21 protein-coding genes are annotated in these 20769 nt (G+C 73.0%); 11 read left to right on the forward strand and 10 right to left on the reverse strand.

Features of this window, described 5'->3' with window-relative positions; genetic code table 11:
• Window positions 1–77: 77 nt before the first annotated feature.
• From ACIP2X_RS11240 to ACIP2X_RS11255, 4 genes are all read right to left on the reverse strand, one after another.
• The gene (locus ACIP2X_RS11240) at window positions 78–725 is read right to left on the reverse strand and encodes an RraA family protein (protein WP_401670499.1); all 648 of its coding nucleotides are present in this window, start codon (window positions 723–725) and stop codon (window positions 78–80) included.
• A 10-nt stretch (window positions 726–735) separates the two neighbouring features.
• Window positions 736–1008, reverse strand: a complete 273-nt coding sequence (locus ACIP2X_RS11245; protein WP_401670502.1) for a DUF6510 family protein — start codon at window positions 1006–1008, stop codon at window positions 736–738.
• Between the two features lie 75 nt (window positions 1009–1083).
• Window positions 1084–1836 (reverse strand): ferredoxin reductase, encoded by a 753-nt coding sequence (locus ACIP2X_RS11250; RefSeq protein ID WP_401670504.1) that lies wholly within the window; start codon window positions 1834–1836, stop codon window positions 1084–1086.
• The gene (locus ACIP2X_RS11255) at window positions 1806–2405 is read right to left on the reverse strand and encodes a sulfite oxidase-like oxidoreductase (RefSeq protein ID WP_401670507.1); all 600 of its coding nucleotides are present in this window, start codon (window positions 2403–2405) and stop codon (window positions 1806–1808) included. Before ACIP2X_RS11255 ends, ACIP2X_RS11250 begins: the two co-directional genes overlap by 31 nt.
• Before the next feature lie 205 nt (window positions 2406–2610).
• On the opposite strand from ACIP2X_RS11255, the gene ACIP2X_RS11260 reads away from it, so the two are divergent.
• From ACIP2X_RS11260 to ACIP2X_RS11280, 5 genes are all read left to right on the forward strand, one after another.
• The gene (locus tag ACIP2X_RS11260; RefSeq protein WP_401670509.1) at window positions 2611–3411 is read left to right on the forward strand and encodes an alpha/beta fold hydrolase; all 801 of its coding nucleotides are present in this window, start codon (window positions 2611–2613) and stop codon (window positions 3409–3411) included.
• Complete coding sequence (locus ACIP2X_RS11265) at window positions 3411–4754, forward strand: PP2C family protein-serine/threonine phosphatase (protein WP_401670511.1); 1344 nt, start codon at window positions 3411–3413, stop codon at window positions 4752–4754. The genes ACIP2X_RS11260 and ACIP2X_RS11265 overlap by 1 nt, the downstream gene beginning before the upstream one ends.
• Complete coding sequence (locus ACIP2X_RS11270) at window positions 4751–5080, forward strand: STAS domain-containing protein (RefSeq protein ID WP_401670514.1); 330 nt, start codon at window positions 4751–4753, stop codon at window positions 5078–5080. The genes ACIP2X_RS11265 and ACIP2X_RS11270 overlap by 4 nt, the downstream gene beginning before the upstream one ends.
• Before the next feature lie 101 nt (window positions 5081–5181).
• On the forward strand, window positions 5182–6171 hold the full coding sequence (gene sigJ / locus ACIP2X_RS11275; RefSeq protein WP_401670517.1) for an RNA polymerase sigma factor SigJ: 990 nt from the start codon (window positions 5182–5184) through the stop codon (window positions 6169–6171).
• The gene (locus ACIP2X_RS11280) at window positions 6168–6626 is read left to right on the forward strand and encodes a carboxymuconolactone decarboxylase family protein (protein WP_401670520.1); all 459 of its coding nucleotides are present in this window, start codon (window positions 6168–6170) and stop codon (window positions 6624–6626) included. Before sigJ ends, ACIP2X_RS11280 begins: the two co-directional genes overlap by 4 nt.
• 36 nt (window positions 6627–6662) lie before the next feature.
• Here ACIP2X_RS11280 and ACIP2X_RS11285 read toward each other — a convergent pair whose 3' ends face one another.
• The 3 genes from ACIP2X_RS11285 to ACIP2X_RS11295 form a co-directional block, all read right to left on the reverse strand.
• The gene (locus tag ACIP2X_RS11285; protein ID WP_401670522.1) at window positions 6663–8102 is read right to left on the reverse strand and encodes a dihydrolipoyl dehydrogenase family protein; all 1440 of its coding nucleotides are present in this window, start codon (window positions 8100–8102) and stop codon (window positions 6663–6665) included.
• Window positions 8103–8165: 63 nt separating this feature from the next.
• Window positions 8166–8609, reverse strand: coding sequence for a VOC family protein (locus ACIP2X_RS11290; protein ID WP_401670525.1), 444 nt, complete (start codon window positions 8607–8609; stop codon window positions 8166–8168).
• A 328-nt stretch (window positions 8610–8937) separates the two neighbouring features.
• A complete protein-coding gene (locus ACIP2X_RS11295) occupies window positions 8938–10542 on the reverse strand; it encodes an FAD-binding oxidoreductase (RefSeq protein ID WP_401670527.1) in 1605 nt (534 codons plus the stop codon).
• 70 nt (window positions 10543–10612) lie between these two features.
• Here ACIP2X_RS11295 and ACIP2X_RS11300 point away from each other — a divergent pair, with 70 nt between their 5' ends.
• The gene (locus ACIP2X_RS11300; protein ID WP_401670530.1) at window positions 10613–11266 is read left to right on the forward strand and encodes a TetR/AcrR family transcriptional regulator; all 654 of its coding nucleotides are present in this window, start codon (window positions 10613–10615) and stop codon (window positions 11264–11266) included.
• Between the two features lie 40 nt (window positions 11267–11306).
• Window positions 11307–11867, forward strand: coding sequence for a DinB family protein (locus tag ACIP2X_RS11305; RefSeq protein WP_401670533.1), 561 nt, complete (start codon window positions 11307–11309; stop codon window positions 11865–11867).
• A 22-nt stretch (window positions 11868–11889) separates the two neighbouring features.
• Here ACIP2X_RS11305 and ACIP2X_RS11310 read toward each other — a convergent pair whose 3' ends face one another.
• Window positions 11890–13080 carry an MFS transporter gene (locus ACIP2X_RS11310; RefSeq protein WP_401670537.1) on the reverse strand — a complete coding sequence of 397 codons (1191 nt, stop codon included), beginning with the start codon at window positions 13078–13080 and terminating at the stop codon, window positions 11890–11892.
• 245 nt (window positions 13081–13325) lie between these two features.
• Between ACIP2X_RS11310 and ACIP2X_RS11315 the strand changes: the two genes are divergently transcribed.
• The 4 genes from ACIP2X_RS11315 to ACIP2X_RS11330 all read left to right on the forward strand — a co-directional run bounded on the left by ACIP2X_RS11315 (window position 13326) and on the right by ACIP2X_RS11330 (window position 18412).
• Entirely contained in the window at window positions 13326–15659 is a 2334-nt protein-coding gene (locus ACIP2X_RS11315) for an FUSC family protein (protein WP_401670540.1), read from the forward strand.
• Window positions 15660–15669: 10 nt separating this feature from the next.
• Window positions 15670–16785 (forward strand): PP2C family protein-serine/threonine phosphatase, encoded by a 1116-nt coding sequence (locus ACIP2X_RS11320; protein ID WP_401670542.1) that lies wholly within the window; start codon window positions 15670–15672, stop codon window positions 16783–16785.
• Window positions 16786–16847: 62 nt separating this feature from the next.
• Window positions 16848–17354, forward strand: a complete 507-nt coding sequence (locus ACIP2X_RS11325; protein ID WP_401670545.1) for an SRPBCC family protein — start codon at window positions 16848–16850, stop codon at window positions 17352–17354.
• Window positions 17354–18412 carry an LLM class flavin-dependent oxidoreductase gene (locus ACIP2X_RS11330; RefSeq protein WP_401670547.1) on the forward strand — a complete coding sequence of 353 codons (1059 nt, stop codon included), beginning with the start codon at window positions 17354–17356 and terminating at the stop codon, window positions 18410–18412. The genes ACIP2X_RS11325 and ACIP2X_RS11330 overlap by 1 nt, the downstream gene beginning before the upstream one ends.
• Window positions 18413–18419: 7 nt before the next feature.
• Here the strand turns inward: ACIP2X_RS11330 and ACIP2X_RS11335 are convergent, their stop codons facing one another.
• Both ACIP2X_RS11335 and ACIP2X_RS11340 read right to left on the reverse strand, forming a co-directional pair.
• Entirely contained in the window at window positions 18420–18929 is a 510-nt protein-coding gene (locus tag ACIP2X_RS11335) for a winged helix-turn-helix transcriptional regulator (RefSeq protein WP_401670550.1), read from the reverse strand.
• 82 nt (window positions 18930–19011) lie between these two features.
• Window positions 19012–20682 carry a hypothetical protein gene (locus ACIP2X_RS11340; protein ID WP_401670552.1) on the reverse strand — a complete coding sequence of 557 codons (1671 nt, stop codon included), beginning with the start codon at window positions 20680–20682 and terminating at the stop codon, window positions 19012–19014.
• Window positions 20683–20769: the final 87 nt, after the last annotated feature.

Raw genomic sequence — 20769 nt, forward strand, 5'->3', positions numbered from 1 at the left:
CCCTAGGTGCCGCGCCCCGCGCGCGTTCCCACGCCCGCCGGGGGGCCGCCGTACGGACCCATGACCGTGGGCGGCGGTCAGGGGCGGGCGGGGGCGTCGGGGTCGACGTCGTCGACGAAGGCCTCCTCGGTCCGGGCGATGCGGCCGGCTTCCTCGAACACCTCGACGACCTGTGCGGCGGGGACGACGACCGCGCCGGAGACGTCCGCGAACACCCAGTCGCCCGGGCGGACCGCCACGCCGGCCACGACGACAGGCCGGTCGGTCTCGTACGGCGTCACCACGTCGCCGCCCCATTTGGCGGTCTGTCCCCGGCAGTAGACCGCGAAGTCGTGGGTCGCGAGTTCGACGAAGTCCCGCAGCCGGCCATCTGCCAGCACTCCGGCCAGACCGTGCGCGGCCACGAGCGAAAGCTTCGATCCCCCTCCGAGGGACACGTCGGGATGCCCGTTGCCGGCCAGGACCAGCACCCGCCCCTCGGCGCCACCCTCGACGGCTTCGGAGAAGAGACGGGTGAAGGTGTAGTGCTCCGCCGGAAGTGCCTTCTCGCACGAGGGGAAGTACGACATCGTCAGCGCGGGTCCCAGAAGGACGCGGCCCGGCGTCGGACTCACCAGGTCGTCGATGTGGCACCGGTGACGGTGCATCCGCCCCATGGCGTCGACGACGTCGGGGGTGCGCACGCGCGAGGCGAGCTCTTGCAGGCGGTCGGTGTTGTCTGCCATGAGGTCAGCCTCACGCGGGTGTCGGGATCCTGAGATGCGCCAGTCCGCCGGCGTCGAGCCAGGTCTCGGAGGGCGTGCGGACGAGGCGCATCAGGACGCCCTCGCAGCCGGGACAGCGCAGCACGGTCCCGGGGCCGTCCAGGTAGGCGTGCGTCTGGGCGAGCAGCATCTGCTCGCCGCAGCCGCGGCAGCGTCCGGAGGCCATGGTCATGTCGGTCCCGAACAGGGTCTGCAGATCCCCCGCGGCGGCGTTGCCGTCCAGGAAGCCGGGCATCTGGGTCATGGGAATTCAGCTCCCTCGGGTCGTGACTGGGGTACGTCGGCCCGCCTGCTCGCCGCGGCCCGATCCGGGCAGGGCCTAGCCGCTGGGTCCGAACCGCTCCGTGCGGATGCGGCCCGGATGGTGGCCGAGTGCCACCAGCAGACCGGCGGCCCGCTCCACGAAGCCGGTGGAGCCGCAGACGTAGCAGGTGGGTTCGAAGTCCGGTGGCCATCCCGCGGTGGACAGGTCCGTGGCGGTGACGTGGCCGAGGGGCCGCGGCCAGTCCGGTGGGGTGGAGCGGGTGTAGAGATACGTCTTGTCGAGGCCCGGGTCGTCCTGCCTCAACTCCGGTACGAACAGCCGGTACTCGGGGCTGCGCACGGAGTACACCAACCGGAAGGGCGTACGGCTGCCGACGGCGCGGCGGGTGCGGATCATCGCCATCAGCGGCACCAGTCCGGAGCCGCCGCCGACGAGCAGGACCGGCTCCGGCTGCTCGGGCCGCCACACGAACCAGCCGCCGATCGGACCGCGCAGCTCCACCGGATCGCCCACGGCGAGGACCTCCGTCAGATACGGCGAGACCTCCCCGTCCTCGACACGCTGGACGGTCAGCTCGACACTCTCCCCGTCGGTCGCGGACGCCAGTGAGTAGCTGCGCTGGGTGCTGTAGCCGTCCTGTGCCGTGAGGCGCAGGTCGATGTGCTGCCCGGCCAGGTGGCCCGGCCAGTCCGGCACGTCGAGGACGAGTGTGTGGGCCACCTCGGACTCGGCGCGCCGATCGGTCAGACGGGCCGTCTTCCAGCGCAGCCGGTCACCTAGTCGCCTTGATACCGCTGCTCCCGCCATGGGTCCCCATAGTTGTGGTAGCCGACGCTCTCCCAGAAGCCGCGCTCCTCCTCGTCGAGCAGCTGGATGCCGCGCACCCACTTGGCGGACTTCCAGAAGTACAGGTGCGGAACCAGCAGCCGGGCGGGGCCGCCGTGCTCCGCCGGGAGTTCGTAGCCGTCGAAGCGGTACGCGATCCACGCCTGCCCGTCGAGGAGGTCCTCCAGGGGCAAGTTGGTGGTGTAGTCGCCGTAGGAGTGCACGAGCGCGTAGTCGGCGCCCGTCTCCACGTCCTCCAGCAGCAGGTCCAGGGAGACTCCCTGCCATCGCGTGTCGAACTTGGACCACTTGGTGACGCAGTGGATGTCGACGGTCGGCGTCTGGCTGGGCAACGCCAGCAGTTGTGCCCAGTTCCAGCTGTGCCGTGCGCCGGTCTCTGTGCGGATGGTGAACTCCCACGCGTCGAGGTCCACCGCGGGGGTCGGTCCCGCCGACAGCACGGGGAAGCCTTCGGTCTCGTACTGTCCTGGCGGCAGTTTGTGCCGCGCATCGCGCGCTCGACCGTGGAATCCGGGTGAGATGATCGGCATGGCGCGCCCCCATTCCCGCGATCTGCGCGCACTCGATTCTCCCGCACATCGCGTACCGCAGCATCTCCGCGACGGCACCCGCACGCCCCTCGCGCGCCCCCACGCGCCCCTCGCCGGGCCCCGCGCGTCACCGTCGTGGGCCGCGGTCACCCCTTGTCGTGACCGCCGTCCGGGCCGGTCCCGAGCGGATGGCAGGATGATCGGTATGGACATCCGCAGCAGGAACAACGTCGTGGTGACCGGGCGTCCCGACGGCCCGGTCGTGGTGCTGGCGCACGGGTTCGGCTGCGACCAGAACATGTGGCGCCTCGTGGTGCCCGCCCTGGCCGAGCACCACCGGGTGGTCCTCTTCGACTACGTCGGCTCAGGGGGCTCCGACCGGTCCGCCTGGACGCAGGAGCGCTACGCCTCCCTCCAGGGCTACGCCCAGGACGTCGTGGACGTCTGTGACGCGCTGGACCTTCGGCGGGCGGTCCTCGTCGGGCACTCGGTCAGCGCCATGGTCGGCGTGCTGGCCGCAAGGGCGGCGCCGGAGCGGATCGGGGCGCTGGTGATGGTGGCGCCCTCGCCCCGGTACATCGACGACGACGGCTACCGCGGCGGGTTCGCCGCCGAGGACATCGACGAGCTGCTGGAGTCGCTGGAGTCGAACTATCTCGGCTGGTCCTCGGCGATGGCCCCGGTCATCATGGGCAACCCCGAGCGGCCCGAGCTCGGCCAGGAGCTCACAGAGAGCTTCTGCGCGACCGACCCGGACATCGCCCGGGTCTTCGCACGGACCACGTTCCTGTCCGACAGCCGCGAGGACCTGGCGGGCGTGCGCGTGCCGACGCTGGTGCTGGAGTGCGCCGAGGACGTCATCGCCCCGCGCGAGGTGGGCGCTTACGTGCACGCGGCGATCCCCTCCTCCAGCCTGGTGACTCTCGACGCGACCGGGCACTGTCCCCAGCTGAGCGCGCCGGGGCCCACGGCGGACGCGATCCTCGACTTCCTCAAGTCCCTGTGATGCGCCCACCCGCCCAGGACCCCGATCCGTCCGGAACCGGGGACGAGACGGACATCAGCGCGGTCTTCACCTCGCTGATGGAGGACAGCGCCGAAGAGCTCTACGAGTCCGCTCCGTGCGGGTATCTCTCGACGCTGATGGACGGCACCGTCGCCAGGATCAACGCCCGGTTGCTCGGCTGGCTGGGCCTGGAACGCGAGGCGGTGGTGGGCCGGCTGCGCTTCACCGATCTGCTCACGGTCGGGGGCAGGCTCTACCACGAGACGCACTTCGCGCCCCTGCTCCGGATGCGAGGGGAGATCACCGGTATCGCCCTGGAGATGAATGTCGCCGGGGGCGGCCGGCTGCCGGTGCTGGTGTCGTCCGTGATCAAGCACAGCGGCGAAGGGGAGCCGCTGCTGATCCGCACCACCGTCTTCGACGCCACCGACCGCCGCGCCTACGAGGCCGAACTCCTGCGCCGCAAGCGGCAGGCCGAACAGGCCCGCGCCGAGGCCGAGCAGGCGCGCGCGGAGGCGGAGGCGGCGCACCGGCGGGCCGAGGCCGACCGGGCGCGGCTGGCCGACGCGCTCGCCGTGCTGCAACAGTCGTTGCTCCCGGCCTCGTTGCCGGCCGTACCCGGCATGGAGACGGCCGTCCACTACCACACCGCCTCCGCCGACCAGCTCGGCGGCGACTTCTACGACCTGTTCCCCCTCGACGGCGCCCGCTGGGGGTTCTTCCTCGGAGACGTGTGCGGCAAGGGCCCCGAAGCCGCTGCCCTGACGTCCCTGACCCGCTACACGCTGCGTGCCGCCGCTCTGCACGACGCGGCGCCGGAGGCCGCGCTGGCCACACTGAACGCGGTGCTGCACGAGCGGTACACGGCCGGCGGCGACCCCCGGTACTGCACCGCCGTCTTCGGCGTCGTCGACACCGGGGCCGACCCCGGGCGTCCCCAGGTGCGCGTCGCCTCGGGCGGCCATCCCCCTGCCCTGGTCCTGCGGTCCACCGGGGAGGTCGAGTACCTCGCCACCCCCGGTGGTCTGCTCGTCGGCGTCCTGCCGGCCGCGCCTTTCGCCACGGCCTCGACCACGCTCGGACCGGGCGACACCCTGCTGCTGTACACCGACGGCCTGACCGAGGCGCGTACCGGACCCGGCCGTGACAGCCTGTACGGCGAGGAGGCCCTGCACGCCTTCGTCGCCGCCCACGCCCCCGCCGGTCCTCAGGAGGTCGTCACCGCGCTGACCGGGCTGCTCGACAGCTTCGGCGACGGCCTCGACGACGACACCGCCCTGCTCGCCCTCGGCGTTCCCGCCGCCCGTCCGCGTCCCCGAACGGCAACGAGTCACGATCGATGAACCCTCTGAACATCACCGAACGCACCACGTCCACCGGTCCCGTCATAGCGGTCGCCGGCGACCTCGACCACGCCCACGCCGCGGACCTGCGCCAACGGGTCGAGTCGCTGGCCCTGCGACCCGGCCAGCGCCTGGTCATCGACCTGGCCGGGCTGACCTTCTGCGACTCCAGCGGCATCACCGCCTTCCTCGCCGCCCGTCAGCACGCCCTCGCCGCGGGGGCCGACGTGGTCCTGACCGCCGTCCCCGCCAACACGCTGCGGGTGCTGACCATCGTGGGCCTCGACCAGGTCTTCACCCTCCACGCCGGCGGCGCCACCGACTGAACGACCCCTTGCCACCGGGCCGTCGGGGAGCCTGGCCGTCGGAAGGCGCCCGGACCAGGACGGCTAAGCTGGAAGCGCGGGTCGAGAGGGAAGCGATGCACATGGGCGACGGGCACGCGCCCGAGCGGTGGCGGCAGGAGGATCTGCTCGGAGCCGAGTGGGAGACGCACCGCCCGGCGGTCTTCGGCGTGGCCTACCGGCTCCTGGGCAGCGTGGCCGATGCCGAGGACGTGACCCAGGACGTCTGGCTGCGGGCGGCCGGCGCGGACCTCCGCGAGGTGAACGACCTGCGGGCCTGGCTGGTGACGGTGAGCGCCCGGCGGTCGTACGACATCCTCAAGAGCGCGCGCCTGCGCCGGGAGACCTACGTCGGGCCCTGGCTGCCGGAACCGCTGCTGACGGGGCCGGACGCGGCCGAACCCGTCCTCGTCGACGAGTCGGTCGGCTCGGCGATGCTTCTGATCATGGAGGAACTGAGCCCGCCCGAGCGGGTCTCGTTCGTCCTGCACGACGTCTTCGGGGTCGCGTTCGCCCGCATCGCGGAGGTGCTCGACGTCTCCGCGCCCGCCGCCCGGCAGCTGGCCTCGCGGGCGCGCCGGCGGGTGGCCAAGGCGAAGGAGTCCGTACCGCAGGCGCCCAGGGCGGAACGTGAGCGGGTGCTGGCGGCGTTCCGTGCCGCCTACGAGGCGGGTGACCTCGCGGGTCTGGTCCGGCTCCTGCATCCGGACGCCGTCTTCGTCACCGACGGCGGGGGCGAGGTCTTCGCGGCCCGCAAACCGCTCCACGGCGGCGAGCGGATCGCCGGGGTCATGGTGCGCCTGGTGCGTCAGTGGCGCCCGGATCGCATCGACGTCGTCGAGGTCGGCGGCGAGCCGGCGCTCGTCCTGCACCGGCGCGGACGCGTCCACTGCGTCGACACGGCAGAGATCACGGACGGTCTGATCACGGTGTACCGCAGGGTGCTCAACCCGGGGAAGTTCTCCTCGCTCCGCCCGTCACACCCGGCGGGGCCGGCTCGTCTCCCTGGTGAGAACCCCGGCCGCGGTGCCCACCGTGGTGCGGGCCACATCGGTGAAGCGAAGGAATCATGACCGAGACCCAGCGCGTCAACATCGGCAAGCAGCACCCCGCCGCCTACCAGGCCCTCCTCGCCCTGTCGGCGGAGGCGGAGAGCGCGACCACGGCGGCGGGCCTCGACCCGCTCCTGGTCGAGCTGCTGAAGATCCGCGCCTCCCAGATCAACGGCTGCGCCTTCTGCCTGCGGATGCACACGCGTGACGCCCTGAAGAAGGGCGAGAACCCCGACCGGATCGCCGTGCTCCCCGCGTGGGCTGAGACCGGGTTGTTCTCCGACGTCGACCGCGCGGCGCTGCGGCTGACCGAGGCGATCACGGGCGTGTCCGACGGCCACGTGAGCGACGAGGACTACGACGCCGCCGCGGACGTCCTCGGCGCGGAGCAGATCTCCGCGGTGGCGTGGCTGGCGACGGTCATGAACGCCTTCAACCGCGTCGCGATCACCAGCCGTTACCCCGTCCGGGGCTGATCCCCCCCGCCGTGGCCCGCCGAGCCGCCGCCCGCCCTACCCGCGGTACGCCTCCAGCAGGCGCAACCACACCTCGCTGATCGTCGGGAAGGGCGGAACGGCGTGCCACAGGCGGGCCACCGGTACCTCGCCGACGACGGCGACGGTCGCGGACTGGAGCAGTTCGGCGACACCCGGTCCCACGAAGGTGACGCCGACGACGGTGCCGCGGTCGAGGTCGACCACCATGCGGGCCTTGCCGCGGTAGCCCTCCGCGTACTGGACGGCGCCGGCCACGCTCAGGAAGTCGTTGTCCACCACCCGGACCCGGCGTCCGGCGCTCTCCGCGGCCCGCGCGGTGAGGCCCACGTGCGCGACCTCGGGGTCGGAGAAGACCACCTGCGGTACGGCCTCGGTGTCGGCGGTCGTGACGTGGGCGCCCCACCGTTCCTCGTCGAGCGGTTCGCCGTGCACGCGGGCTCCGATCACGGCGCCCGCGATCCTCGCCTGGTACTTGCCCTGGTGCGTCAGCAGCGCCCGGTGGTTGACGTCGCCGACGGCGTAGAGCCAGCCGTCCTCGACGGCACCCACCCGGCAGGTGTCGTCGACCGCCAGCCAGTCTCCGGGGGTGAGGCCGACGGTCTCCAGGCCGAGGTCGTCGGTGCGGGGTGCCCGGCCGATCGCGAACAGGATCTCGTCGGTGACGAGTTGCTCGCCGTCCGCCAGGGTGACGCGGGCCTCGCCGTCGGGTCCGCCCTCCCGCGTGACGGATGTGACGGAGGCTCCGAAGCGCACGTCCACGCCCGCCTCGCGCAGTCCCTCCGCGACCAGCTCCCCGGCGAAGGGCTCCCTGCCCGGGAGCAGGACCTGGCCCCGGACGAGCTGGGTCACCTCGGCACCCAGCGCGCGCCAGGCGGTGGCCATCTCGACGGCCACCACGCCACCGCCGACCACGACGAGACGCCCCGGCACGGCGGCGGCGCTGGTGGCGTCGCGACTGGTCCACACCCGTGCCTCGGCCAGGCCGGGGAGGTCCGGCAGCGCGGCGTGGGTGCCGGTGCAGACCGCGACCGCATGGCGTGCGGTCAGGCTCACCGTGCCGCCGTCGGGGGTGGTCACCACGACCTGGCGGGGGCCGTCGAGACGGCCGTGGCCCCGCACGATGTCGACGGCGACCGAGTCGAGCCAGGCGACCTGGTCGTCGTCCTGCCAGTGGAAGACGATGTCGTCGCGGTGCGCGAGGACCGCCGGAACGTCCAGCGGCCCCGCCACCACCTTCTTCAACCCGGGCACTCGGCGCGCGTCCGCACGCGCCAGAACCGGCCGGAGCAGCGCCTTGCTGGGTTCGCACGCCCAGTAGGAGCATTCGCCGCCGAGCAGCTCGCTCTCCACGATCACGGTGCTGAGCCCGGCCGCCTTGGTCCTGTCGGCCACGTTCTCACCGACGGGGCCGGCGCCGATGACGACGACGTCGTAGGTGCGGGAGGTGTCGTCCACTGCTGCTCCTGCGTCTGTGTGCCGCGTGTTCGCGGGTCCGGTCACGGGGCGGCGCCCGCCGGGTCAGCGTCCGGGAAGCCGGGTCGTGACCTCCTGGAGCACCCAGCCGTTGCCGTCCGGGTCGCTGAACGAGGCGAACGAGCCGTAGCTCGCGCGCTCCGGCTCGGGGCCGCCGACACGCCCCTCCTCCCCCGCGTGGTGGAAGACGCCGCCGGCGTCGTGGAACACCTCGCTCATGTCGGCTCCGCGTGCGAGGAGTTCGGCGCGGGCGGCCTCGATGTCGTCGACGATCAGGTGCAGCCCCTCGGCCGAGCCCGGCGCCGCGTTCGACACCCCGTTGCCGAAGAGGACCGAGCACTGCGATCCCGGCGGCGTCAGATGCACCACGCGAAAGCCCTCGTCGCCCTCGTAGTCGACGTCCAGGCGGAAGCCCAGTCCCTCGTAGAAGGCCTTGGCACGGTCGACGTCGGACACGGGGAGGACGACCACTTCCAACTTGAGATCCATCCGGTCATCACCTTCCAGGGTGAGCACGGGCTCGTCTCCCGCCGGGGCGCCGGCCTGCTTCTCCAGGCCGAGGCGCAGCACCGCACCGGTCGCGGCGAGTTGCTACGCGGTACGGCGACCGCGCCCGCAGGACCGCCGTCGCGCGCCGGGCCGGAGCGGCGCGGCCGCCCTTCGCCGAGCGCTGTGCCGGGGGCTTCCACGGCGAGGCGCCAACCGCTCGATCAGGCCATTCCGAGCGTAGCAACATGTCCCGCCGGGTGCCTTCCGGCGAAGGGCGGCACCGCGAACGAGCCGGGACCTGACCGGCACGCGAGGGCCGCCGGCACGGTCAACCGTCCAGGAGCACGCCGGGGTTGAGGATTCCGCCGGGGTCCAGGGTGCGCTTCACGGCGCGCAGGGCCCGGGCGAAGGGCTCGGGGCGCTGGAGGTCGTAGTGGGGGCGGTGGTCGCGGCCGACGGCGTGGTGGTGGGTGACGGTGGCCCGGTGGCGGTGGAGAACCTCCCCCGCGACCGCCTTCAGGTCGTCCCAGACGGCCACCTCGTCGCCGGGCCGTCCCCCGGAGATCACCGTGAAGTAGGGGGCGGCGCCGTCGGGATAGACGTGCGTGAGGCGGCAGTTGACGATCGCCGGGTGCCCCGTCGCCTTGTGCGCGGCGGCGCCGACCTCCGTGCGGACGGCGTCGATCAGGGCGGGCAGCCGGTCCCAGGTGGTGGCCGTCTCGAAGGTCTCGGTGACGGCGCCCATCCGCGCGAGCCCGTCCCGCAGGTAGGGCATCCGCAGGAAGGCGGAACGCCAGGCGCCGACCGCTCCGTCGGCGGGCCCGCCCCGGTCCTGGCCGTCCGCGTCGGCCCGGCCGCCGTGGGCGCGGGCCAGTTCCAGTGCCTGGGAGAGGCGATCGGCCACGGGGCCGGTCGAGGACTCGAAACCGAGGACGAGCACGGCGTGGCCGTCCCGGGAGGCGCCGGAGAGAGCGGCCTCGCCGGCGTCGAGCAGCCGGCAGTTGGCGGGCGCGAGGTCGGACCGGGCCAGGGCGCGCACCGCGAGGAGCGCGGCCTGGAAGTCGGTGAAGGACACCGAGGCGGACGCCTTGTGCCGGGGGCGTTCCTGCACCCGCATCCACGCCTCGGTGATGACACCCAGGGTGCCCTCGGACCCGAGGAAGAGACGGTCCGGCGAGGGGCCCGCACCGGATGCGGGAAGCCGCCAGGAGGTGCTGGTACCGGCGGGGGTGACCACGTGGAGGGACTGGGTGAAGTCGTCGATGTGGGTCCGGCCGGTCGCGTAGTGCCCGCCGGCCCGGGTGGCCAGCCAGCCGCCGAGGGTGGAGAACTCGAAGCTCTGCGGGAAGTGACGCAACGTGAGGCCGTGCGGGCGGAGTCGGTCCTCCAGCGCGGGGCCCAGCACGCCGGCCTGGATGCGGGCGGCGCGGCTGTCGTCGTCGATCTCCAGGACGCGGTCCATGGCGGTCAGGTCCAGGGACAGCACCGCACGATGCGCGTCGCCGCGGTACTCCACGCCACCGACGACCGAGGAGCCGCCGCCGTAGGGAACGACCGCCACGCGCCGCTCACCTGCCCACTCCAGCAGGTCGGCCACGTCCTGGTCACGGGCCGGACGGGCGACCAGGTCGGGAATGCGGCCCGGCCGGCCCCGCAGGGCGCGCGCGACGTCGCGGTAGGCCTTTCCCATGGCGTGCGAGGCGCGCTCCTCGGGGTCGTACGTCACCAGGTGGCCGAGACTGCGCGGTGCCTCGGCGGCGGGCCTGCCGATGTGCAGGTCGGCCACCTCGGGCAGGGGCAGCGGCCGGGCCAGGGTGCCGGGCACGAGGGCGCCCAGCGCGACGCATTCGGCGTCGTCCGGTTGGGCGTCGGCCCACCCCCATCCCCACCACGAACGGTCGCGGGACGTGCGGGCCACGGTCTCGGCGGACATGTGCCGGCTCCTTCGTCGAGCTCACCTCGAACTTACCTGTAGGTAAATTACCTAGTGGTAAATTCTCTCCATGGCAACCCCCTCACCCCGGGCCGGCACCAAAGGCGTCCCGCGTGCCAGGCGCGAGCAGCAGATCCTCGCCGCGGCCACGGAGGAGTTCGGCCGCCGCGGCTACGAGGGCACCTCGCTCGCGACGGTCGCGGCCCGCGTCGGGGTCACCAAGACGCTGCTGCACCAGTACTTCGGCGCGAAGCACGACCTGTACCTCGCGTGCCTGGTCCCGGTCGGCGACCGGATCCTGGCGGCCGTCCGCGCCGCCATGCAGGACTCGGCCGAGGCCGCCGGGGACGGGCGCGACGGGTGGGGGCCGCCCGCACCGCTACGGGTCCTGCGCGGCCTGTTCACCGCGCTGGAGGGGCAGCGGGAGGCCTGGTTCCTGCTCCACGACACCTCGCTCCCGGCCGGCAGCGAGGCCGCCGGCCGGGCGCGCCGCTACCGGGCCGACGTCGACGCGTGCGCGGCACGGGGTACCGCCGACGTCCTGCTGGCGGCCGACTCCTTCGACCCACTGGACGCGGATGCCCTGAGCCACGCCTGGCAGGGCATGGCCACGGCCCTCGTCCGCTGGTGGATCAACCATCCCGAGGAGTCCGTGGATGCCATGACGCGGCGCTGTGCCCGGCTGTTCGCCGCGGCGCGGGACGCACTCGGCGCACCTGAATAATCGTTTGCGCGCCGGGCCGCGGCTCAGCATCGTGGGCCCGATGAGCGACAAGCCGGAGCGATGGACCCAGGCCACCGTCTACGCCGACATGTGGGTGGATCCCGACGAGGATCCCCGCAACAGCGAGGGAGCGAGCCCGGACGGCGAGTTGCCGACGCTGCGGGATTTCCTGGCCGGCTATCGCATGACCCTGCGGATGAAGTGCGACGGGCTGGGTCCGCGGGACCTGGCGCGCCGCTCGGTCCCGCCGTCGACCATGTCCTTGCTGGGACTGGTCCGTCACCTCGCCGAGGTGGAGCGGGACTGGCGCAACTGGATCCGCCCGGAGGACCCCGAACCGAAGCTGTACGGCGCCCGCGACCGCGACTTCGAGGGCGCCGTCGCGGAACAGGCGGTGGTCGACGGCGCGTTCGCCGACCTCGCCCGCGAACAGGCGGCCACCGACGAGGCGCTGCTCGGCTACACCGACCTCGGCGCGCGGGTGGGCAAGGACGGTACCTCCGTCCGTGAGCTGTGGGTCCACCGCATCGAGGAGTACGCCCGCCACTGCGGGCACGCGGATCTGCTGCGCGAGTGCGTCGACGGGCGGGTGGGCCAGTAGGCGGAAGGAGGGCGTAGGGCGCTCACGCCTCCTCGGGGACCGGCCGCCGCAGCAGATAGGCGGCGGCCGACACGACGAGCACGGTCATGCAGCCGATGAACACCAGCCCCGCGCCCTCCAGGCCGATCGGTCCCGTCAGCGCCCCCACCCCGATCACCGGCACCGAGATACCCGCGTAGGCCACCACGAACAGCGTCGAGATCACCGCCGCGCGCCGGTCCGCCGGCGAGGCGTGGGCGACCGCGGCCAGCGCCGCGCGGAACGTCATCCCCTGGCCGCCTCCGCCGACGAGCGCGCTCAGCACCACCAGCGCCAGCTGGTCCCAGTACAGCGCGCCGGCGAGCAGCGCGAGGCCGACGAGGAGCCCGGCGCAGCCCAGCGGCAGCGAACGCCGCACCCCGATCCGTCCGACGCACAGCTGGCCGCCCGTGGAGGCGAAGAAGGCCAGCGCGACGACGAGCCCGCTGACGGCGTGGTTCTGCATGTCCAGGGACTCGGCGAGGAACGCGGGGCTGACCGCCGTGAAGACCCCGAACAGCGCGAACCCCACGAACGAGGCGATCGCCGCGGGCCCGAACACCGCCCGCACCTGCGCGGGCAGAGCGGCCCCCTGGGGCCGTACGGTCCTCAGCGGCTTCCGTTCCCGCACGGTCTCCGGCAGGCGCAGCAGGACCACCACCGAGACGGCCACCAGCGCGAGGTGCACGACGAAGGGCAGCTGGAGGGGCCAGGCGGCGTACTCCGCCAGCACCCCGGCGAGCAGCGGGCCGCAGCCCAGCCCGCCCATGTTGGCGGCCGTCGCGACGAAGGTGGCCCGCGAGGCACCGCCGCGCGGTGCCAGCTCCATCACGTACGCCGTGGCGGCCCCGGTGAACAGCCCCGCGGACACCCCTGACATCAGCCGCCCCGCGTACAGCCAGCCCAGTTCCGTCGCGCACAGGAAGCACACCGCGCTCGCCGCCGCGAATCCCAGACCCCACAGCGTCACGGCGCGCCGCCCCACGGCGTCGGACGCGTTGCCCGCCAGCAGCAGCACGCCGATGACCCCGAAGGCGTACACGGCGTAGACGACGGTCACCGTGAATTCGGAGAACCCGAACTTCTCCTGGTAGAGGGGGTACAGCGGGGTCGGCAGCGTGGTGCCGGCCATGCACACCGCGAACACCGCGCCCGCGAGCGCGCACTCACGCCACCCTTGGCGAACGCCGTCCATGTCACCGACGGTAACCGCACACGGGCGGGAACGGCCCGAACGGCGCGCCTCCGCCGGGCTGCGGTCCGTTCGGGAGCGGCCGACAATGGGGAGCGGGTCGCCTGTCCGCCCGCCCGTGACACCGCGGCGCCGCCCGAGAGGAGCGTGCTGATGCGCGCTGAGGCTTCCCCGGCCGCGCGCAGTGAGGCATTCACCGCGGTCGCGACCGCCTTGTCCCGCGTCACGTGTGTCGAGGGGTGCCCGCCGTGACGGGCGGAGCGCGGCGGACGGAGATCCTGCGCCGGTCGCTGCGGGTGTCGCTGTCCGCCTCCGCGGGCTTCTATCCGTTCCTGTACGGGCTCGACGAACCGGTCGTGGCGCTGTACGCGCTGTTCGGACCGATCTCCCTCGGTCTGCTGTCCTCGATCCCCGGGTCCGGGCGGCAACGGGCCGAGGTCATGCTCAAGGCGCTGCCCGTGGGCCTGGTGCTGGTGACCCTCGGGACCGGGCTGGCGGTGCAGACCTGGTCGGCGGTGGTGGGCATGCTCGTCGTCGGCTTCCTGCTCGCCTTCGCCGCGATCGCGGGCCCCCGGCCGGCCGGGGCGGCGCCCGGCCTCCAGCTCTTCTACATCCTGGCCTGCTTCCCGCCGTACGAACCCGAGACCCTGTGGCTGCGGCTGGGCGGACTCACCTACGGCGTGGTGGTGCTGGCGCTGTGCGAGCGGTTCCTGCTGCCGCAGCCCGCCGGACCTACCTACCGGGAGACCGTCGCGCAGGCGCTCTCGACGGCCGGCGACACGATCTCGGGACGCAGCCGCCTGTCACCCCTCGAACTGCGGGACGCCGGGGCGCGGCTGCGGCTGTCCGACACCCCGCCCGCGGAACGCCCCGCCGGACCGGACCGCGCCGCGCGTGGTCTGTCCCAGGCGGGCTCCGCCACGCGCCGGCTGCTCGAACAGCTCGCCCATCTGGCCGAGTCCGGGGAACTGCGCGCGCTGGTCCGGGACGGCACCGGCGCGGCCCCGGAGCGGGACGAGGAAGCGGACGGGGGCACCGACGGCGCGGGCAGTTGCGACGTGGCGTCCGGGTCGCTGCTGCCTCAGGTGGCGACCCTGTGCCACGAGACGGCCGCGGCCCTGCGGACGGGCCGGGCCGCCCCCGGCTCCCAGCGCATGGACGCGGCGATCGACGGATTCCAGCAGCTACGGATCCGGCAGGTGACCGGGGCGGCCCCCCGGGTTCCGCCGGTGCCGGTGCTGCGCCGGCAGGCGGCACTGCTGGCGATCGCCGAGTCCGTCCGGGTCCTGGAGATCTCCGTCCGGGTCGCGCTCGACGGGCGGCGCACGCCGCCCATCGAGCCACGGGAGCTGTTCTGGTACACCCGGGCCTCCGCTCCCTGTCTCTGGTCGCGCCGGATCCTCGGCAACATGACGCTGCACTCGGTGCAGTTCCAGAACGCCCTGCGGATCGCCGTGGCGCTCGCCGCCGCACGGCTCGTCGCCGGTTCGCTCGACCTGACGCACGGGTTCTGGGTGCTGCTGGCGGTGCTGACGCTGAGCCGCACCACCGTCGGGGAGACCTGGGTCGCCATCCGCAAGGCCGTCGCGGGCAACCTCGTCGGTGCCGTGGCGGCGGGCGCGCTGCTCATCGGCCTCGGCCGGCACACCGAGGCGTACGCCGCGCTGCTGGCGCCGGGCATGCTGATCGCCTTCGCGCTCGGGCCGCTGCTCGGCATCGCCTGGGCCCAGGGGCTGTTCACCCTCGTGGTGGCCACCGCGTTCGCCCAGATCGCCCCCGCCACCTGGCACATCGCCGCGGCCCGGATCGTGGACGTCGTGACCGGCAGCGCCATCGGACTGCTGTGCGCCATGCTCGCCTGGCCGTCCGGCGCCCGCCGGGAGGTGCTGCGGACCATGGCCGGGCTGCTGCGGGAATGCGGCCCGCTGATCAAAGGCACCGTCGCGACACTGGCCGCCGCGCCACCGGGCTCGGCCCCCGCTCCGTCGACGCTCCCCACCCTGCACCGGCTGCGCCTCGCCGAGTCGGCCTACGCCCAGTACCGGAGCGAGCCGGGGAGCAGCAGGCACGCCCACACCGACTGGCACGCCGTGCTCATCGCCGCCAACCACATCCTGCTCGGCGCCCAGTGGCTGCCGCGCGTCGACCTGCCCGTCAAGGCCATGCCGGGCGATGCCGCCGACCACGCGCGGGCCGGCGCGTGCGCACTGGCGAGCACCACCGACCGGCTCGCCGCGCTGTGCGCGGGTGACCTGTCCCAGGGCGAACGGGACGAGCCGTCCCTGGCGGAGCCGGGGCGGGTGGCCTCACCGCTCGACGTCGCCCGGCCGACAGGTGCGGCGCGGCGACCACACCAGGGGCCGGCCGACAGCGGGCCCTCCTCCTCGCGGCCGACACCCGCCCAGCCCGACCCGACGCCGATGCCCGCGCTGGTCGACCTGGACGTCTGGCTCCGCAGCCTCACCGCTCAGCTCGGACGCATCGAGAACAGCCTGCCGGAGGCGGTCCGCCAGGCCGAACGCCGTACGACGACCGCCGGCATCCCCGGGTTCGTGTCCCGCTCCGGCGGGGACGGACGGTAGGGCGGGCGCGGTGACCAGCCGGAGTCTTCGCGCCGCGCTGCGGCCGCCGTCGCCGCGCCGGGGGTGGGTGTGGTGGCTGCCGCTGATCGCGGTGGTGCTCGACGTGGGCGCCGAGTTCCTCGTCCACGGGCGCGAACCGGTGAGCTTCATACTCATCGCCGTCCCCCCGCTGGCCGCGGCGACGCGCGGGCCCCGGGGCACCGCACTGTCGACTCTGGTGTGCTTGGGTCTGGAGATGTGGATGGCCTGGCGCCGCCCCGGCCACTTCGACGAGCAGCACCACATCGCCGTCTACGTCGCGACGTTACTCATCGGCGTCGCCAGCGTCGCGCTGTCCTGGCAGCGGGAGCGGACCCGGCAGCACCTGATCCGCGCCCACTCCGTCGCCGAGGCCATGCAGCGCACCCTGCTGCGCCCGGTACCGCGCCGGCTCGGCCATCTGCGGGCCGCCGGGTTCTACGAGGCCGGCGAGGGCGGCACGATCGTGGGCGGGGATCTGTACGACGTGTGCGAGACGCCCTTCGGGGTGCGGGCCGTCATCGGCGACGTGCGCGGCAAGGGACTGAGCGCGGTCCAGACGGTCGCCGCCGTGCTGGGCAGTTTCCGGGTGTCGGCCCACGAATGGCAGAGCCTGAGCAGCCTGGCGGAGCGGCTGGAGCTGAGCATCGCCCGCAACAGCCCCGCCGGTGACGGCGACGACGGCGACCCCGAGCTCTTCGTGACCGCGCTGCTCCTGGAGTTTCCGCCGGAGGGCGGCGAGGTCCGCGTGGTGGACCGCGGCCACCCGGCGCCGCTGGTGCTCGGGCCCCGGGGCGCCCGGCGCCTGAACACCGCGCCCGCGCTGCCGCTGGGCCTGGGCGGACTGACACGGCAGGGGGTCGACACCACGGTGCACGCGCTCGGTCCCGCGGACGTGCTCGTCGTGTACACCGACGGGGTCAGCGAGGCCCGCGACGCCGACGGCGCCTTCTACCCGGTGCTGGAACGCCTCGACCGGCGCTTCCGCGGCGAACGCCCGCCGCCCCCCGAGACGGTCGTGTCCTTCCTGCGCACCGACTCCCAGCACTGGTCGGCCCGGTCCGACGACGACGACCGCGCCGCCCTGGCCTTCACCCCGCACTCTTGACCTCGTCAGTCTTATTACGCAACTCTACTGGCGGCGGCCTTGTCGACGAGGAGGCGGACACGATGGAGTGGACGGGTGCGCGGTATGCGGACACGCCGACGGTGGAGGTGACGACCTGGGTCGACGCGCCGCCTGAGCGGGTATGGGAGCTGGTCTCGGACGTGGGGCGCATGCCCGGCACGAGCGCGGAGCTGCAATCGGTCCAGTGGGTCGACGGAGCCGCCGGGCCGGGCGTGGGGGCCCGGTTCCTCGGCCGGAGCGCGCATCCGGAACTCGGGGAGTGGGAGACGGTCTCGACCGTCGTCGAGTGCGAACGGCCGAAGGTGTTCGCGTGGGCGGTGGTCGATCCGGAGAACCCCACGGCCGTCTGGCGGTTCCGGCTGACGCCGAGGGACGGCGGGACCGAGGTGTCGCAGTGGGTGCAGATGGGACCGGCCCCCTCGGGGCTGTCCCTGGCGATCGAGGCCATGCCGGACAAGGAGCAGAAGATCGTGTTCGTCCGCATGCGGGAGTTCGAGCGCAACATGACCGCCACGCTGGAGCACATCAAGCAGTGGGCGGAGGCCTGATGCGCACCGCGACGACCGTCGAGGCGTCCGGCTTCGGCACCTGGTCCCGGCAGGCCGACTTCGTCGTCGAGGCGGAGAAGCTCGGCCTGGACATCTGCTGGGTGGCCGAGGCCTGGGGATCCGACGCCCCCTCCGCCCTCGGCTTCTACGCGGCCCGCACCGAACGCATGCTGCTCGGCTCCGGGATCATGCAGGTCGGCACCCGCTCCCCGGTCGCCCTCGCACAGACGGCGATCACCCTGTCCAACCTCTCCGGCGGACGCTTCCTGCTGGGCCTCGGCCCCTCGGGCCCGCAGGTGATGGAGGGGCTGCACGGCGTGCCGTTCGCCCGCCCCCTGGCGCGCGTACGCGAGACCGTCGAGATCGTGCGGCAGGCGATCACGGGCGGCAAGATCTCCCACGCGGGCTCGGAGTTCGCGATCCCGCTCCCCGGCGGGGACGCCGTGCCCATGCGGCTCTCCGTGCGGGCCGAGCATCCGGTCCCCCTGTACCTGGCCGCCCTGTCACCGGCCATGCTCAGGCTCACCGGGCAGGTGGCGGACGGCTGGCTCGGCACCAGCTTCGTCCCCGAGGGCGCGGCGGACGCCTACTTCACACCTCTCCGGGAGGGTCTGGACGCCGCCGGGCGCGACCGCGCCGACATCGACGTGTGCCAGGGCGCGGAGGTCTCCTTCGCGGCGGACGAGGAGGCGCTCGGCGCCCTGGTCGCCGGCCGCAAGAAGGAACTCGCCTTCAGCCTGGGCGGCATGGGCTCGGCGTCGACCAACTTCTACAACCGGGCCTACAGCCGCCAGGGCTGGGCCGAGGTGGCGGCGGAGGTACGGGAGCGCTGGCAGGCCGGTGACCGCGACGGCGCGGCCGCCCTCGTGACCGACGAGATGGTGCTGGCCACCACGCTCATCGGCACCGAGGAGATGGTCCGCGAGCGGCTGCGCGTATGGCGCGACGCCGGCGTGGACACGGTCCGCCTGTACCCGGCGGGCGAGACCCTCCAGGACCGGCTGGACACCCTGGGCAGGGCGATCGAACTGGTCCGCGGGCTCGGCGCCGAGGCGTGAGCCCCCCTCACCCCTGCGGGTCGAGGCCGAAGCGGGCCCGTACATCGGGCCGCTTCAGCAGGCGGTCCGGGTAACCGGGCCCCGTGGTCACGGCCACGTCGGCGTGCCGCAGCGGCTCGCCGCAGGAGGAGCACACCACCTGGGCCTCGGTGTCGTGGCCGCAGCCGGTGTGGCGCATGACGACCGGGACACCCTCCTCGCCGGCGAGCCAGCGGTCGCCCCAGGCGTTGAGCGCGGCCAGCACGCCGAAGAAGTCGCGGCCCTTCTCCGTCGGCAGGTACTCGTGACGGACGGGCTCGGTCCGGTAGACGCGGCGCTCCAGGAGCCCCGCGTCCTCCAGACGCCGCAACCGGTCGGCGAGGGTGTTGCGGGCGATGCCCAGCGACCCGATGAAGCCGTCGAAGCGGGACTCGCCGTAGAAGACCTCCCGCAGGACGAGCAGCGTCCAGCCGTCGCCCAGGATGTCCACCGTCCGCGCGATCGAGCAGGGCCAGCCATCGAAAGACGTCCGTCTCATGGTCCCGACCATAACAGTCTCATGATGAGACGCGGCGGCCGCGCGGGCTCGCGGCAGGTCTCGACGGCGGGGTTCCGCGTCCTCAGCGGTTCTTCAGGGTGACCTTCCCGGCCTTCTTGGTGAACAGGGCACCGCCGACGCTCATCGACACCAGCAGGGTGTACTTCCCGGCCGGCACCCCCGAGACGTCGACCCCGCTTCCCGTCGTGAAGTAGCCGAAGTCGTAGGTGCCGAGGTCTCCGGACAGCTTGTGCGGGCGTACGGCGTCCGGGTTCTTGCGCACCCCCAGGGGGAAGGAGTGGCATTCGCCCTTGCCCTGGAGCACGAGGCAGTAGAAGGCGTGCGTGTCACGGTCGGCGTTGCGTCCGGGCAGGAAGAGCACTCCGTCCGCGTGGATCGTCCGGTCGCGCTCCTCCACCTTCCCGGGCGCGAAGCAGACCCCGGCCGAGTCGTGTCCCACGATGTTCCGCTTGACCAGCTTCAGGCCGCCCTTGCCGCCCCGGAGGAGCAGCTCCGAGTCGCCGCAGGCCTGACGCCGGTCGACCGCGTTCGGGGAGATCAGCCGCGTCCGCCGTTCGATCCCCTCGCCCTCGCTCGTGACGCAGACGGAGACGTCGTACGTGCCCCGCGGAAGGCCGCTGAAGGTCAGCTCGCCCTCCGAGGCGAAACCGCCCATGGCGTACTCGCAGAAGTACTCGTCGAAGTAGTCCCGGTAGAGCCTGATCTCCTTGGTCGACTCCAGCGGGTACGTCCAGGTCTCGCCGTCCTTCTCCAGGACGAGCCGCTTGGTCTCGGCCACCGGGCCGTCCGGCGACACGCCCGGCAGGAAGGCCTGCCCCTTCAGCTTCAGACTCCCCTGCGCGAACTCGGCACGCTGGAGGGTGGCCAGGACGGTGTCACGTGCCCGGAGCCCGGCGAGGTGCTCGGCGGCCGCCGCCGGGTCCTGCGCGTCGGACCCGATCCGGACCTCGCCCCAGCGCGGCGCGGCGCCCTCCGTCAGGGAGTACACGATGCTCAGGATCGACGGCAGCGCCTGCCGTACCACCTCGTCGTGCCGCCGCACCGTGGGCGACTCCACGAAGAGGAAGTTGAAGTTCTCGTACTCCCGCAGGGCGGGGAGGTAGTGCTTGACCTCCTGCTCGTACTGGTAGTCGCCGGGGGACGAGACCACGTATATGTTCCGCTTGAGGTCGGTCCTTCGCGCCAGGACGTCCTTCATGACGGCATCCATCGTCGCGACGTTCTCGTCGGGCTGCCCCTCGCCGAGGACGGCGTCGCCGAGCTGCCCGTGGCCCTTCGAGTAGCTGCCCAGGAAGTACTGCGGCGTCGAGGCCACGATGTTCTTGTAGTCGTACTTCAGTCCGTAGTAGAGCGCGGCGCTCCCGCCCTTGGAGGCGCCGAGGAGAGTCACCTCGTCCCGGGTCACCCGCAGCCGCCGCATGTGGTCCTCGATGAGGGCCTGTATGGAATCCGTGACGGTGAAGTCCATGTTCCTCGCCACGTAGTACGAGGCCGCGCCGTCGAAGTGGTCACGGATCCGGAGGATGTTGCACTTGACGCTCTCCAGCGCGTTGCCGAACCCGTACTTGCTGCCCACGGACGAGAACACGACGAGGAGGTGCGGGTGGTCGCCCTGGGCCGGGCGGAACTGGAACTCGACCGGCCACTTCCCGTGCACCTCCACGCTCTCCTGGTAGGCGCGGTTCCTTTGGGTGGCGTAGTTGGGCGACAGCGGAGGAAGGGCGCTCTTCATGGCGGTATGCGGACTCTCTGGCCAGGTGTCGGACGGGTGGCGTTCCGGCGGAGTATACGGAGTGGCCACCTGACGGCCGAACAGAAG

Origin of the sequence: Streptomyces sp. NPDC089424 (assembly GCF_044749345.1) — a bacterium.
Taxonomy (GTDB): domain Bacteria; phylum Actinomycetota; class Actinomycetes; order Streptomycetales; family Streptomycetaceae; genus Streptomyces.